Raw genomic sequence first — 14796 nt, forward strand, 5'->3', positions numbered from 1 at the left:
TAAATTGGGAAACTTGTGACGGAGATCGCGGCTTACTTGCCGACGATGCCCATGATGTCGGATTCCTTCATGATCAGGAGGTCCTGACCGTCGATACGGACCTCGGTGCCCGACCACTTGCCGAACAGAACGCGGTCACCGGCCTTCACGTCGAGGGCCACCACCTTGCCGCTCTCGTCGCGGGCACCCGGGCCGACGGCGACGACTTCGCCCTCTTGCGGCTTTTCCTTGGCGGTGTCCGGGATGATGATGCCACCGGCCGTCTTCTCTTCGGCTTCGATGCGGCGAACGACGACGCGGTCGTGCAGCGGACGGAACTTCATGGAACTTCCCCTTTGACTATTGGTGCAACCCCTCTGGCTGCACCCTGGTCTCCTGCTGTTAGCACTGTCCTTCGATGAGTGCTAACGCTGGCGGCGAGATATGCACATGCCGGCAGGGAGTCAAGATACCTGTCCCAAGGTCACTTGCAGAATGACAGCCGGAACGCCTCATAACGGACGGCCATGATCATTTCATGACCCTTCCGGCGGCGCTTCCCTTACAGGGTAATTCCAGGGCTGACCGGAGGAGACGGTCCGCAACGCTCTATCGTCTCGACGTGATCATGGCCGCCGCGACGATCAGGATGCCGCCGCCGAGGGTTGCCCAGGTCGGGATCTCGCTGAATACGCCATAGCCGATCAGGACCGCCCAGATCAGGGCGGTGTATTCGAGAGGCGCCAGCCGCGCCGCCTCGGCCTTGGCATAGGCGGTTGCCATGAGCACGTGGCCGATGACCCCGAGAACGCCCATGAGCATGAACCAGGCGAGATGGGCGAGGTCCAGAGGCTGCCAGACCCAGAGGCCGAAGGGGGCGACCAGGATCGCGGGCCCGATATTCTGGAAATAGACGATGTGCAGGAACTTGTCCCGCTGGGCCCTCTGCCGGAGCAGGACGAGGCTCAGGGCATAGGTGATGGCCGAGAGGAGCGCCGCGCCGACGCCCAGCCAGGAGCGTGCGGCTCCTGCCTCTTCGGACTGGCCGAGCACGACGATGAGGGTTCCCGCGAAGCCGATGGCGATGGCGCCGACGATCCGCGCATCGACCCGCTCCTTCAGCAGCAACAGCCCGAACAGGGCGATGAACATGGGCGACAGGAAGGACAGGACGAGGGTCTCGGCCAGGGGCAGCTGGCCGAGCGCATAGAAGAAGCTGACGGCCGTGACGACCGCGATGACGGAGCGCAGGGCATTGGCCGTCACCGTCTCGCGGCTCGGCCAGCCGGGCCGCAGCGCGGCAACGACCCCGGTCGCGATCAGCGTGCCGCAGGCAAAGCGCAGGAAGGCGACCTGGAAGGTGGGGTAATGGGCGGACATCCCCTTGATGACCGCATCCATGATGGAGAGAACCGCGATGCCCGCAGCCGCCCGGAGGGCGGGACCGAATTTCATGATGTCACGACGATGTGCAGGCGGCATCCGGAATGAATGCCGTCGAGGAGACGGCTCTTACAGCACTTTCCCAAAGCCTTCACCCCCTTTTCCGGACACCGACAGGAAACCTGTCCTTGCGGAAGGTCTCGAATTCATCCAGCTTGGCGGAAACAAAAGCGGAGCTTTCCGTTTATCTTGCCGAACACAGTTTGAGGATGCTTCGATGCGTGCTTGGATCCCTTGCACCGCCATGCTTTTGGCTCTGCTTTCACCCGCCGCCGCCACGGCGCAATCCACGGGCAGGACGGTCTATTACTACGGCAATTCCTACGCGGCCTCGGGCTACGATTATCCTTACGCCCGGGCGCAGGACGGCTATGACGAGGATTATCCTCTCGTGACGCGTCCGGCGTCCCGCACCCGCGTCTATCGCGTCGAGCGCATGGCCGGCTATCCGTATGAGACGCGCTCCTCCGGCAGCGCGGTGGCGTCCCTGCCGCAGGATTACGGGACCGGCGCGGGTTACGGCGGCGGCATCGGCTACGCGATCGCGCCGCAATTCCAGCGCCAGCTCGTCGCCTATCGCGGGGGCGAGCGGCCGGGAACGATCATCATCGATACGGACAACAAGTACCTTTATCTCGTCCAGAGCGGCGACCGCGCCATCCGCTACGGCATCGGCGTCGGCCGGCCGGGCTTCGAATGGGCCGGACGCAAGACGGTTTCCATGAAGCGCGAATGGCCTTCCTGGCGCCCGCCGGTCGAGATGCTGAAGCGTCGCCCCGACCTGCCGCGCTACATGCCGGGCGGACCGGACAACCCGCTCGGCGCCCGCGCCCTCTATCTGGGCTCCTCGCTCTACCGCATCCACGGCACCAACGAGCCGCACACCATCGGCCAGGCCGTATCCTCCGGCTGCATCCGCATGCTCAACGAGGACGTGGTCGATCTCTACAACCGCGTGAGCGTCGGAACGACCGTGATCGTGATCTGACCGCGCCGGCGCGGGAACAGCCCTCTTCATGGCCGGACCGTCTCCGGCCATTCCCGTTTGAGCGGCCTCTTCGTTCGATGTAAGGCTGCCTCGTCTCCCGTTGAGCGCCGCGCGATATGAACTACGCTTATCTCTTCGCCGCCATTCTCTGCGAGGTCGTCGCCACGTCGGCCCTGAAGGCCGCCGACGGCTTCTCCCGCCTGTGGCCTTCGGTCGTCGTCATCCTTGGCTATGGCCTGGCCTTCTACTGCCTGTCGCTGGCCATGCGCAGCATTCCGGTCGGGATCGCCTATGCGGTCTGGTCCGGCATCGGCATCGTGCTGATCGCCTTGATCGGCTGGCTGGTCTATCGCCAGCCGCTCGACATGCCGGCGATCCTCGGGATGGCCCTGATCATGGCCGGCGTGCTCGTCATCAATCTCTTCTCCAGAACGGCGAGCAGCTGAAGCCGGATCCCCTTTCCCGAGAGATGCTCTCGCAAAAACGCCCGCCGGAGGGCGGGCGCTTCCAGTCGCGACATTCGCAAGGGGCGCTTTAAGCCCAATCGCCCGCGTCGCCGCCATCCCCGCCGAAGTCGGAGAAATCCTCCTGGCCTTCCTGCGGCGTGTTGTAGAGGGAATCCGTGATGCTGCCGAAACTGCCGGTATCCGCCGCCTGATCGGCTCCGCCGAGACCGGCAGCGGATGCGACATCGCCCAGCGGGTTGTTCCCGCCGCCGAAGGCATGCGTCAGGGCATTGGCGATCATCATGCCGCCGGCGACGCCGGCCGCCGTGGAAAGGGCGGTGCCGAGGAAGCTGCCGCCGCCGCGCTGCTGCATCGCGCCGCCCCAGGGACCGGGCGCAGCGCCCATCGTGCCGCCCTGCGGCGCTCCATAGGGATGCTGCGGATAAGACTGCGGCTGCCCCCAGGGAGAAGCCTGGCGGGCGGGCGGCGCATTATAGGACGGCCCCGGCGGGCGCGAGCCGCCGCCGAAAAGGCTGGACAGGAAACCGCCCTGCTGCGGGCGGCGGTTCGCCTGGTCGAGTTCGGCGCGCAGCTGCTCGTTCTCGGCCTGGAGATTGGCGAGGGCCTGCTCCTGCACGAAGACCGCCTGGGCCATCGCATAGGGAGCGTAGGGCTGCTGGCGCAGTTTCTCGGCGATGAAGCGCTCCGCCTCCGGGTCTCTGGGCTGGTTCGCCACCTGCTCAAGCCGCTGGAAGATATCGCTGATGACCTGGCGTTCCTGGTCGTTCATGGCAAGCCTCCTCACATAGAACGTCGGTCACTGATGTAAGGATGGTTCCGGCTTTTGTCAGGGGAGGACGAGGCCGAGCCTGCGCATATTCAGCACCGCCTGGGGCGCAATGGCCATCAAATCGTCGAGAGGGCGCCACTCCGCTCCCTGCACCTCGGCGAGGTCGGGCCTCGGCGCAGACGCCGCCTCCGCCCTGACGATGAAGCGGAAATCGTGGTGCCAATGCTCCGGCTCGTCCTTCTCGGGCCGCGCCGGGATGAGATGGCTGTCGATGTCGATCGGAACACCCGAGGAGAGATGCCAGGAATCGAGCGTAAGACCCTCCAACCCCGTCTCCTCGGCAGCCTCGCGCATGGCCGATTGAGGCAGCGTCTCCGGCGGCTCGTAATGTCCGCCCGGCTGCAGCCAGCGCGCGAGGGAGCGGTGATGGATGAGAAGCGTGCGCGCGCCCTTGCCGTCGAGAACGATGGCGGAGGTCGTGACATGGCCGGGGAAGGTCCGACGGGAATGAATGTCGTCGCCGTTTGCGATCTGGCTCCGGAGCACGGCATGCCTGCCGGCCGGCACGCCGAAGACATCCGCATGGCGGTCAAGGCTCGACAGGATTTCGGCGCGGAAGACGACCGGGTTGAAAGTCACGAGTGCCGTTCTCTTCTCAAGAAACGCCTAACGAAAAGTCCCGCATGGAGCGGGACTTTCGTGGAAAACCTTACTCGGCGTCCGGCGATTTGAGAGGCCGGACATTGGTCTCGACCTCCTCCTCGTCGAAGAGGGTCGGATCGTCCTCCTGCGTATCGAGGCGGGTCTTCTTGCGCAAGGCCACATATTTCTTCTGGATCTTGGTGCGGCTCTCGCGGGCGATTTCGAGGGCGCCCTGCACGAGGGAGCGCTCGGCCTTCTCGTTCTGCAGCTCTTCCGTGAGGCGCCGGTTGGCGGCCTCGAGGGTGCTGCGATCCTGCTCGAAGCGCTTGGTGAGCTGGTCGATGCGCTCGGAAAGGCTCGCCACCTTGTTGTCGGAGCTTTCGATCTGGAAGTCCTTGGCTGCAATGGCCTTGTTGAGCATTTCCACGCGCTCCTGCAGCTCGATCCGCGAGCGCTGAAGCTCGTTGACCATCGCGACCTGCCGCTCGACCTCCTGCTGGGTGGCCTCCAGGCGGCGGTCGAGGGTGTTCTTCTCGATGGTGGTTTCCTTCAGCGACCGCTCGACGCCGCGCAGGGCCTCGTTCTTGTCGCGCAGCTGGTCGCGGGTATGGGCCAGGATCTTGTCGGTGGCGGAAAGGCGGGAGTTGAGGCCCTCGATCTTCATGTCGAGAGCGGAGAGATCGGTCTGGTGGGCGGAGCGCTCGGAATCGATCTGCGTCTCGAGGCGCTGGCGCAGCACCTGCTCGGCCATGAGCTTGGTTTCGAGTTCCGAGGCGCGCTGGCGCGTGGACTCGAGCTGCGTCTCCAGCTCGGCGTAGCGGTTGCCGAGGCTGGAGAGGCGGTAATTCTGCTCCTCGGCCACTTTCTGCAGGCGCTTGACCTCATGATCGAGGAGGCCGTTGCGCTCACGGGTTTCGATGAGTTCGCGCTCGGCGCGGGCCACGGTCTGGTCGGCCTCCTGCGCCTCGAGGCGCAGGGCCTGGTTCTCTTCCGTGATGTTGCGGGCGCGCTCGGTCTCGATGGCGAGCTGGTTCTCGAGATCCGCGACGATCGCTTCCTTGTCCTTCACGTTCAGGCGCAGGTCCTCGATGAAGGAATCCTGCTCCCGCACCTTGGACTCGGCCTTGCGCAGCTGGGAAACGGCCGAGTTCAGGTCGTCCATGGCGCGGGCGTGCACGCTGTTGAGGTCGGCCAGCTCCCGGCGCAGGGCCTGGGTGTTCTCGGTCTCCTGCCGAAGCACCGCCTCGGTTTCCAGAAGCCGCGACTGGAGCTGGGGATAGTTGCGGATCAGCTCGTTCACCGGCTCGCTCAGGAGGGCGAAATCCTCCTTCAGGCTGCGAATCTCCTCCAGCCGGTCGATCATGTTGGCGAAACGGACGCGGATCAGCTCGTTCTTCTGGCCGACGGAATCGAGCGACCCGTTGGGGCGCACGACGATCGGCTCCCCCTTTGCAGGGGAAGGTCCTGAGACGGCAGGAGCCTCGACTCCTGCGTCAGCGACATTCAGGGAAGCCTGAACGGCCTCTTCCTGCCTTTTGCCGAAACGGTTCCTGAAAGACGTCCAACCCGAAGACATGGCGCCGCCCCTTACGCTTGAAATTTAACCTTTCCTTACCTTTAGCGCAGAGCCGCAGGCTTGAAAAACAAAATTTCGTTGCGCAATAAGGTAGCACCCCTACTCTGCTGCGATGGTTAACGGCTGGGAGGACCTCTTCCCGAACCCCGCGGCCTCCAGAACCTCCGGCATGGGGCCGCCCGTCGCCCAGTCGAGAAGCTCGACCGTATGGACGATGGGGATCCCGGTCCCCTTTCCGATCTGGGTCATGCAGCCGATATTGCCCGTGGCGATGAGATCGGGCTTCGTGCGCTCGATATTGGCGACCTTCCGGGCCCGGAGCTGGGCGGCGATTTCGGGCTGGAGCAGGTTGTAGGTTCCGGCCGATCCGCAGCAGATATGCCCTTCCGGAACGTCCTTCACCGTAAAGCCCGCCTGCTTGAGCAGGGTCTTCGGCTCGGTGCGGATGGCCTGCCCGTGCTGCATGGAACAGGCGGAGTGATAGGCCACCACGAGTTCCGTCTCGCGCACCGGCTCCATCAGCTTCAGGGTCGTGACGTATTCGGTGATGTCCTTGGCGATGGCGGAGACGCGGGCCGCCTTCTCGGCATAGTCCGGGTCCTCCCGGAACATGAAGCCGTAATCCTTGATGGTCGTGCCGCAGCCGGAGGCCGTGACGATGATGGCGTCCAGCCCATCCCCGTCCATCTCCGCGATCCAGGCGTCGATGTTGCGCTTGGCGAAGGCATGGCTTTCCTCGTCGCGGCCCATGTGGTGGACGAGGGCGCCGCAGCACCCCTCCCCCCTGGGCTGGACCACGTCGACCCCATGGCGGTTCAGAAGGCGGATGGCGGCCTCGTTGAAGCCGGGCTTCAGCACCGGCTGGGCGCAGCCGGACAGGATGGCGACCCGGCCCCGGCGCTCCCCCTGGGCCTTGAAGAGGCCGGGCTGCTCGAAGGGCGAACGGGCCGGTACCTGCGCGGGCGCCAGCTCGATCATGGCCTCGAGGCGGCTGCCGAGCAGCGGCAGCGCGCCGATCGCGCCCTTCAGGGGCTTGGCCAGCATCGCCGCCCCGAGCGCGAACCGGAAGCGGCCCGGATAGGGCAGCACCGTAGCGAGAACCCAGCGCAGCAGCCGGTCGTGCCAGGGCCGCGTATAGGTCGCCTCGATATAGGCGCGGGCATGGTCGACCAGATGCATGTAATGCACGCCCGAGGGACAGGTGGTCATGCAGGACAGGCACGAGAGGCAGCGGTCGATATGCTTGACCACCTCCGGCGAGGCGGGCTTTCCGCTCTCCAGCATGTCCTTCATCAGGTAGATGCGCCCGCGCGGTGAATCGAGCTCGTCGCCGAGCAGCAGGTATGTCGGGCAGGTCGCAGTACAGAAGCCGCAATGGACGCAGGTTCGGAGAATTTTCTCCGACGCCGCCATGGCGGGATCTCTGAGCTGATCGGGCGTGAAATTGGTCTGCATGGTTTTCTAACTCACAGCGCCCCTTGCCAGCGATTGATGGCGTCAATGGGATGGATCAGCATGATGATATTGAGGGCGAGATTGTCGCGAATCCAGAATCCCACGACGGCTTCCATGAGAGCCGCCACGACGACCGTCAGCCAGACCGGCCAGATTCTTGCGAGCCAGAACCCTATGGTCATGGCGAGGATGTCGGACACCGAATTGATGACGCTGTCGCCGTAATAATTGAGGGCGATGTTCGTCGCGCGGTAGCGGTCGATGATGACGTTCGTGTTCTCGGCGATTTCCCACGCGCATTCGAGACCGAGCGCGATAAGAAAGGCCGCCCCGACCGGCAACGGCTTTCCGATCAGCCGTCCGAAGGCCCAGAGGCCCGCATAGAACAGGAAGCCGTGGACGATGTGGGACGGGGTGTACCAATCGCTCAGGTGCTGCGAGTTGCCGGAATCCTGCACGGTCCCATGCCACAGCTCGATGGTGCCGCAGGTGCAGATCGGTGTGCGGCCCATCAGAAGGAGAACAACGGCGGTGAGCGCGATGAGAGCGAGCGCAAGCCCTGCGACCGTCATCGCCCGCGTGCGACGCGAAGTCTCGGAACCGGAGATGAGAACCGCGCTTTCCGTCATGTCATATTCCCGCATACATCCGCCCCGGATTGAGAATGCCGGAGGGATCGAACGAAGCTTTGATACCCTTCGTCAGCGTCATCAAAGCCTCGGCCTGCGGCTCGAATACGTCGACGGCGGATCGCACCTCGGCGGGCGCGCGCACGAGGGTGGCGTGGCCGCCGAACGTCCGGGTGGCCTCGCGCAGGACGGCAGCGCCCGCATCGCCTTCGACCGGGGTCGAGATCCAGAGAAGGCCGCCGCCCCAGTCGTAGAACCATTGGGCATCGAGCGCCTGCGCCACATGCGCAGCGAAGTCCGGCCCCTTCGTGGGCGCAGTGGACACGCGCCAGACGGCGCGCTCGCCCTGCCCCGTCAGGACCGTGGCGTCGCGCACGGATTGCCAGAGCGCCTCGGCCCCGTTGCCTTCCAGGAGATCCATGAACCGGAAGCGCTTGAGCAGACGGCGCAGTTCGTTCATGCGGTAATCGACGGAGCCGGAGAATCCTTCGACACGGATCAGCGTGCTGCCGCCCCGGCGGTCGCGGTCGGGCACATGCGCGGCCCCGGTCACGTCGAAGGGCGAACCGAGGGCTTGCGACAGGGCCTCGACGGCCTGCCTGTCGTCGAGGCCGCGGATGACGAGGGTCGCCATGCGCTCCGGCTTGGGCAGCACCTTGAAGGTGACCTCGGTCAGAAGGCCCAGCGTGCCCCAGGAACCTGCCATGAGCTTGACGAGGTCGAGGCCGGTGACGTTCTTCATCACGCGGCCGCCCGACTTCACGACCTCCCCCCGCCCGTTGACGAAACGCACGCCGATGAGGCTGTCGCGGGCGGCTCCCGCCATGATCCGGCGCGGGCCGGAAATGTTCATGGCGGCCACGGCCCCGATGGTGGGCTCGCCCCTGGTGCCGAGCAGCGCGCGGTAATCCATGGGCTCGAAGGGCAGCTCCTGCCCCTTCGCGGCGAGAACCCGCATCACCTCCAGCACCGGCGTGCCGCTGCGGGCCGAGATCACCAGCTCGGTGGGCTCGTAGAGGGTGATGCCGGTCATGGCGGCGGAGGAGATCGAGGCGTCGGTCTGGTTCGGACGTCCCATCGGCGCCTTCGTGCCGTTGCCGGACACGTTCAGAAGCGTGCCCTTGTCGGCCGCATCGCGGATGACGATGCATGCGTCCTGCTCGTCGCGGGGAAGATGGGTGGTCACGCAGCGAGCCTTCCTTCGAGGGGGAACACCTTGGCGGGATTGAGAAGCCAGCGCGGATCGAACACGCCGCGCACGCGCATCTGCTGCTCCAGGTCCGTGGCGTTGAACTGACACGTCATGAGATCGCGCTTCTCGATGCCGACGCCGTGCTCGCCCGTAAGGCAGCCGCCGACCTCGACGCAGAGCCTGAGGATGTCCTCGCCCGCCTTCTCGGCCTTTTCCATCTCGCCCGGCACATTCGTGTTGAACATGACGAGCGGGTGCAGGTTGCCGTCGCCCGCATGGAACACGTTGGCGACGCCCAGGCCGTAGGACTTCACGATCTCGTCGATGCGCCTGAGCACGAAGGGCAGCTGGCCGGTGGGGATCGTGCCGTCCATGCAGATATAGTCGGCGACGCGCCCGGTGGCGCCGAAGGCCGACTTGCGGCCCTTCCAGATCGCCGCGCTCTCGGCTTCCGATTGCGACACCTTCATGGTCTTCGGCCTGAAGGGCTCGGCGATGGCGACGATGCGGCGGAGCATGTCGTCGATCTCCTGGTCCGAGCCTTCCACCTCCACGATCAGCATGGCCTCCACGTCGAGCGGGTAGCCCGCATGGGCGAAGGCCTCGCAGATCTGGATCGCCGGCTTGTCCATGTATTCGAGGGCCACCGGAATGATTCCCGCGCCGATGATCGCCGCGACGCAGGCGCCCGCATCCTCCACGGATCCGAAGCCCATCAGCGCGGGCCGCGCGCCTTCCGCCGCGCGCAGGATGCGCACCACTGCCTCGGTGACGACGCCGAGCTGCCCCTCCGAGCCGCAGACGATGCCGAGGATGTCGTAGCCGGGGCTGTCGAGATGTTCGCCGCCGATCTCCACCACCGTGCCGTCGAGGAGCACCATGGTGACGCCCAGGAGGTTGTTGGTGGTCACGCCGTATTTCAGGCAATGGGCCCCGCCCGAATTCATGGCGATGTTGCCGGCAATGGTGCAGGCAAGCTGGCTCGACGGATCGGGGGCGTAGAAGAAGCCCTCATGGGCGACGGCCTGGCTGATCCCCAGATTGGTGATGCCGGCCTGGACCCTGGCCGTCCGCCCTTCGAAATTGACGTCCAGAACCCGGTTCATCTTGGCCACGCCGAGCACGATGGCGTCTTGCTGCGGGATCGCCCCGCCGCAGAGCGAGGTTCCCGCCCCGCGCGGCACCACCTTCACCCCCCGCTCGTGGCAGAACCGCAGGACGGCGGAGACCTCCTGCGTGGTCGAAGGCAGCACGACGGCGAGCGGCACCTGGCGATAGGCCGTCAGGCCGTCCGTCTCGAAGGCCCGGCGCTCGTCCTCGGAGACGATCAGGGCCTCGGCCGCGACAAGGCGCCCCAGCCCCTCGATGATCTCCCCCCGGCGCGCCAAAACCGCTTCGTCCGGCTTCGGAAATGCTATGGTCACGGCACCCTCCCTAAGGGAAATACGACTGCACTCCAGGAATGGCTACCTTAACAATAAGGCGACTTTCCCTGCGGGTGTGTTTCAATAATGTAGAATCTCTCTAAAATGGGACAGGTGTCCAGCAAAGGAGTTTTTGATGCGTTCCTTCGTTCTTTCCGCCGCCCTGCTCCTCGCCGGGCTCGGGACTGCCCAAGCCCAGGATGCGGCCGCCGGCGAGAAGGTGTTCACGCAATGCCGGGCCTGCCACCAGGTCGGCGAGAATGCCAAGAACGCCGTGGGTCCGGTCCTGAACGGCCTCTTCGGGCGGCATTCGGGATCCGTCGAGGGATACAACTACTCCCCCGCCAACAAGAATTCCGGCATCACCTGGGACGAGGCCACCTTCAAGGAGTACATCAAGGACCCGAAAGCCAAGATCCCGGGCACCAAGATGATCTTTGCCGGCATCAAGGACGAGCAGAAGGTCAACGATCTGGTGGCCTATCTGAAGCAGTTCGACGCTTCGGGCAAAAAGACCCCGTAAGACCGGGCGATCCGCCTGCCTGCAAGCCGCCCCCTGACGGGCGGCTTCTCCTTATTTGAGCGTTCGCCGGGCCCGGGACAGCGCGTCCTCTTGACCGGGGCGGACGAAGAACGATGGTGATACGATCGCGCGATCGCCGGAAAGCCCTGTAGCCGTGAGCCCTCCTCCCAACAGCAAACCCCGTGTCGGCCTTTTCGTCACCTGCCTCGTCGACCTGATGCGCCCCTCCGTCGGCTTCGCGGCCGTGAAGCTCCTGGAGGATGCCGGATGCATCGTCGAGGCTCCCGTCCAGACCTGCTGCGGCCAGCCGGCCTATAACTCGGGCGACCGGGGCACCACGCGCGATCTGGCGATGCGGCTGATCGACACTTTTCATGGCTTCGACTACGTGGTGGCCCCTTCGGGCTCCTGCGCGGGCATGATCAAGGCGCATTACCCGGAGCTGTTCGAAGAAGACCCGAACTGGCGCGCCAAGGCCGATGCGCTGGCGGCCAAGACCTTCGAGCTGACGAGTTTCCTCGTGGACGTCCTGGGGGTCACGAGCGTCGAGGCCACCTTCGACGGAGCCGTGACCTATCACGATTCCTGCTCGGGCCTCCGGGAGCTCGGTCTGAAATCCCAGCCGCGCAGGCTGCTCGCCAGCGTCGAGGGCCTCACCCTCGTCGAGATGAACGACAGCGACGTATGCTGCGGCTTCGGCGGCACCTTCGCGGTCAAGTACAGCGACATCTCCGGCGCCATCGTCGATGCCAAGGCGAAGAACATCGAGGCGGCGCAGGCCCCCACCCTGCTCGCGGGCGATCTCGGCTGCCTCATGAACATGGCGGGCAAGCTCAGCCGCGACGGCAAGCCGGTTCAGGTGCGCCACGTGGCGGAGGTACTCGCGGGCATGACGGAAGAGCCGCCGATCGGCGCCGCCAGGGCCGAAGCGTCGAGCAAGGGCCGGTCATGACCGTTCACTCCACATCCCCCCAGTTCAAGCAGAATGCCGCGCGGGCGCTGAAGGACGGCCAGCTTCAGAAGGCGCTCGGCAATGTGAAGCAGGGCTTCATCGACAAGCGCCGGATGGCTGCCGACAAGCTGCCCGAATTCGAGTCGCTGCGGGATTCCGCGCGGGACATCAAGAACCACACGCTGGAACATCTCGACCTCTACCTGGAAGCCTACGAGGAGAAGGTGCAGGCCTCCGGCGGCCACGTGCATTTCGCCCGCGACGCGCAGGAAGCGCGCGACATCATCCTTGCCATCTGCCGCGAGGCCGGGGCGAAGACGGTGACGAAGGGCAAGTCCATGATCTCGGAAGAGATCGAGATCAACCGCCACCTCGAAGCAAACGGCATCAGGCCCGTCGAGACCGATCTCGGCGAGTACATCATTCAGCTTCGAGGCGAGCTGCCGAGCCACATCATCGCGCCCGCCGTGCACCTGAACGCCACCCAGGTGGAGCAGGACTTCCGCCGCGTCCACACGCATCTCGACGCCAAGCGCGACCTCTCCGAGCCCGTGCAGCTTCTGACCGAAGCGCGCGCCGTTCTGCGCGAGCGTTTCCTCGCCGCGGATGTGGGCATCACGGGAGCGAACTTTCTCGTGGCGGAAACCGGCACCTCGATCATCGTGACGAACGAGGGCAACGGCGACCTCACCCAGATCCTGCCGAAGACGCATATCGTCCTCGCCTCCATCGAGAAGATCGTTCCCACCCTGGAGGATGCGAGCCAGCTGCTGCGCGTTCTCGCCCGTTCGGCGACGGGTCAGGAAATATCGGTCTACACCACCTTCTCCACCGGTCCGCGCCGCAGCGCGGATGCGGACGGCCCGGAGAACTACCACGTGGTTCTCATCGACAACGGCCGCTCCTCCATGCTCGGCACGAGCTTCGAGGAGATGCTGCGCTGCATCCGCTGCGGCGCCTGCATGAACCATTGCCCGGTCTATCATGCGGTCGGCGGGCACGCGTATGGCTGGGTTTATCCCGGCCCTATGGGCGCGGTGCTCACGCCCTCCCTCATCGGCGTCGACCAGGCGGGCCATCTGCCCAACGCCTCCACCTTCTGCGGACGGTGCGAGAGCGTGTGTCCCGTGCGCATTCCGCTCCCCAAGCTCATGCGTCACTGGCGCGAGCGGGAATTCGAGCGGCACCTGACGCCCGCCACCGTGCGTTCGGGGCTTCGGTTCTGGGGCTTCTTCGCCAAGCGCCCGGCTCTCTACCGCCTGGCGACGCGCGCGGCGATGGCGACGCTCGGCTTCATGGGGCGCCAGCGCGGACGCTTCACATGGCTGCCGCTGGCGAAGGGCTGGACGAAGTATCGCGACTTCCCTGCACCGCAGGGCGAAACGTTCCAGGCGCGCTGGCAGCGCGAGCGCAAGGGGAGAGCGGCATGAGCGCCCGCGACGACATCTTCGCCAATATCCGCCGCTCCCTCGGCGTCAACGGCAGCGAGACGATCCGCCGGCAGATCGTAGAGGATCGCCTGGAGCGCGCGCCCAAGGGCGTCATTCCCAAACGCGGGCAAGTCTCCGGCGAGGAGCGGCTCGCCCTGTTCAAGACAATGGTCGAGACCTCGCTGGCAACGGTGACGGAAGTGTCCTCCCCGGCGGAGGTGCCGCAAGCCATTGCCCTCTTCCTGCGCAACCATAACCTGCCTGCCACCCTGCGCATGGGCGAGGATCTGCGCCTCAAGGCCATGCCGTGGTCGGACACGTCGCTCGAGATCACCTACGGCCCCAGCGAGGGCCGCGATCTCAACGCGGTGAGCCACGCCTTCGGCGGCATTGCCGAATCCGGCACGCTCGCACTGGTCTCCGGCCCAGAGAACCCCTCGACTCTCAACTTCCTGCCCGACAACCACATCATCGTGGTGTCGGCGAAGGATATCGCCAGCGATTACGAATCCGTCTGGAACCGGGTGCGCTTCGCCTATGGCAAGGGCTCCATGCCCCGCACGGTGAACTGGATCACCGGCCCGTCCCGCTCCGGCGACATCGAGCAGACCCTGCTGCTGGGCGCCCACGGCCCAAGGCGGCTGCATGTGGTGGTGGTGTGCGACTGAGCACCGCAACAAAGGTAACAACAATACATGATCTCTCCCCTGAAATGGGGGAGAGCGATGATTTACTTATATTGGCTTGGGGCGCTCCTCGTCCTTGTCCCGCTCATTCTCGGTCTTCCATTTTTAATTCGGAATAGAACATACCGGGTCGCAACTCTTTTTGCCGGAATGAATACAGGGATCGTCACGCTTTCGTTCTTCATCGATTTTTTGCGATGGGGCGCTGGCTCCAGCTATGCGGAAGAACTTCATACCTTCCTTACGTCTTCATTCCCTAGCGTTTACATCGCCTCCCTCATTGTCGGGTCAACGATTGCCCGAAAATACTATTTGAATGCCCCGACCCGCTTCAGGTCAGCCGTCGCTGCATTGGGATGCCTCCTTTCAGTTTATCTCATTCCCATCGCTTCACGAACAGTTGCAATATTTTCGAGAGCGATATCGGAAGGCTATTCCTCTCTGGAAGCTCTGTCGGAAGCGGTCGACTATTTGCTGTTCACTGTCACTCGCCCCGATCCATTCGCTTTGATCGTCATTTTCGTTTCTACATTCATTGCCTTGAATGGAACTGCCGCGGCCATGCGGATATCCGATAGGGTGGAACGCTCAAAAGATAAGACGGAATGACGCGCGCCCTAGCTCGGACATTCTCTCCCATG

General features: G+C 64.8%; 16 protein-coding genes. 7 read left to right on the forward strand and 9 right to left on the reverse strand.

Annotated elements, in window-relative coordinates; translation table 11 throughout:
• Window positions 1–32: 32 nt before the first annotated feature.
• Both groES and L879_RS0106300 read right to left on the reverse strand, forming a co-directional pair.
• A complete protein-coding gene (gene groES / locus L879_RS0106295; RefSeq protein WP_027315358.1) occupies window positions 33–323 on the reverse strand; it encodes a co-chaperone GroES in 291 nt (96 codons plus the stop codon).
• A 265-nt stretch (window positions 324–588) separates the two neighbouring features.
• Entirely contained in the window at window positions 589–1434 is an 846-nt protein-coding gene (locus tag L879_RS0106300; protein ID WP_084020756.1) for a DMT family transporter, read from the reverse strand.
• Between the two features lie 205 nt (window positions 1435–1639).
• Between L879_RS0106300 and L879_RS23140 the strand changes: the two genes are divergently transcribed.
• Window positions 1640–2410, forward strand: coding sequence for a L,D-transpeptidase (locus L879_RS23140; RefSeq protein WP_245265172.1), 771 nt, complete (start codon window positions 1640–1642; stop codon window positions 2408–2410).
• 116 nt (window positions 2411–2526) lie between these two features.
• Complete coding sequence (locus L879_RS0106310; protein WP_027315360.1) at window positions 2527–2856, forward strand: DMT family transporter; 330 nt, start codon at window positions 2527–2529, stop codon at window positions 2854–2856.
• Between the two features lie 88 nt (window positions 2857–2944).
• Here L879_RS0106310 and L879_RS20705 read toward each other — a convergent pair whose 3' ends face one another.
• The 7 genes from L879_RS20705 to L879_RS0106345 all read right to left on the reverse strand — a co-directional run bounded on the left by L879_RS20705 (window position 2945) and on the right by L879_RS0106345 (window position 10564).
• The gene (locus L879_RS20705) at window positions 2945–3646 is read right to left on the reverse strand and encodes a DUF2076 domain-containing protein (protein WP_051435106.1); all 702 of its coding nucleotides are present in this window, start codon (window positions 3644–3646) and stop codon (window positions 2945–2947) included.
• Between the two features lie 57 nt (window positions 3647–3703).
• Window positions 3704–4285, reverse strand: coding sequence for an NUDIX hydrolase (locus tag L879_RS20710; RefSeq protein ID WP_051435107.1), 582 nt, complete (start codon window positions 4283–4285; stop codon window positions 3704–3706).
• A gap of 70 nt (window positions 4286–4355) precedes the next feature.
• The gene (locus tag L879_RS20715; RefSeq protein ID WP_154664106.1) at window positions 4356–5720 is read right to left on the reverse strand and encodes a chromosome partitioning protein ParA; all 1365 of its coding nucleotides are present in this window, start codon (window positions 5718–5720) and stop codon (window positions 4356–4358) included.
• Window positions 5721–5963: 243 nt separating this feature from the next.
• The gene (gene glcF, locus L879_RS0106330; protein ID WP_027315361.1) at window positions 5964–7319 is read right to left on the reverse strand and encodes a glycolate oxidase subunit GlcF; all 1356 of its coding nucleotides are present in this window, start codon (window positions 7317–7319) and stop codon (window positions 5964–5966) included.
• A gap of 11 nt (window positions 7320–7330) precedes the next feature.
• Window positions 7331–7948, reverse strand: a complete 618-nt coding sequence (locus tag L879_RS0106335; protein WP_027315362.1) for a DUF2585 family protein — start codon at window positions 7946–7948, stop codon at window positions 7331–7333.
• 1 nt (window position 7949) lies between these two features.
• Window positions 7950–9134, reverse strand: coding sequence for a glycolate oxidase subunit GlcE (gene glcE, locus L879_RS0106340; RefSeq protein WP_027315363.1), 1185 nt, complete (start codon window positions 9132–9134; stop codon window positions 7950–7952).
• A complete protein-coding gene (locus L879_RS0106345; protein WP_027315364.1) occupies window positions 9131–10564 on the reverse strand; it encodes an FAD-linked oxidase C-terminal domain-containing protein in 1434 nt (477 codons plus the stop codon). Before L879_RS0106345 ends, glcE begins: the two co-directional genes overlap by 4 nt.
• Before the next feature lie 136 nt (window positions 10565–10700).
• Here L879_RS0106345 and L879_RS0106350 point away from each other — a divergent pair, with 136 nt between their 5' ends.
• From L879_RS0106350 to L879_RS0106370, 5 genes are all read left to right on the forward strand, one after another.
• Window positions 10701–11087 carry a c-type cytochrome gene (locus tag L879_RS0106350; protein ID WP_027315365.1) on the forward strand — a complete coding sequence of 129 codons (387 nt, stop codon included), beginning with the start codon at window positions 10701–10703 and terminating at the stop codon, window positions 11085–11087.
• A gap of 154 nt (window positions 11088–11241) precedes the next feature.
• On the forward strand, window positions 11242–12039 hold the full coding sequence (locus tag L879_RS0106355; RefSeq protein WP_027315366.1) for a (Fe-S)-binding protein: 798 nt from the start codon (window positions 11242–11244) through the stop codon (window positions 12037–12039).
• On the forward strand, window positions 12036–13469 hold the full coding sequence (locus L879_RS0106360; protein ID WP_027315367.1) for a LutB/LldF family L-lactate oxidation iron-sulfur protein: 1434 nt from the start codon (window positions 12036–12038) through the stop codon (window positions 13467–13469). The genes L879_RS0106355 and L879_RS0106360 overlap by 4 nt, the downstream gene beginning before the upstream one ends.
• Window positions 13466–14137: a LutC/YkgG family protein gene (locus L879_RS0106365; protein ID WP_027315368.1), complete on the forward strand. Its 672-nt coding sequence runs from the start codon at window positions 13466–13468 to the stop codon at window positions 14135–14137. Before L879_RS0106360 ends, L879_RS0106365 begins: the two co-directional genes overlap by 4 nt.
• A 27-nt stretch (window positions 14138–14164) precedes the next feature.
• Window positions 14165–14764, forward strand: coding sequence for a hypothetical protein (locus tag L879_RS0106370; protein WP_027315369.1), 600 nt, complete (start codon window positions 14165–14167; stop codon window positions 14762–14764).
• Window positions 14765–14796: the final 32 nt, after the last annotated feature.

The organism is Microvirga flocculans ATCC BAA-817 (assembly GCF_000518665.1).
Lineage (GTDB): Bacteria > Pseudomonadota > Alphaproteobacteria > Rhizobiales > Beijerinckiaceae > Microvirga > Microvirga flocculans.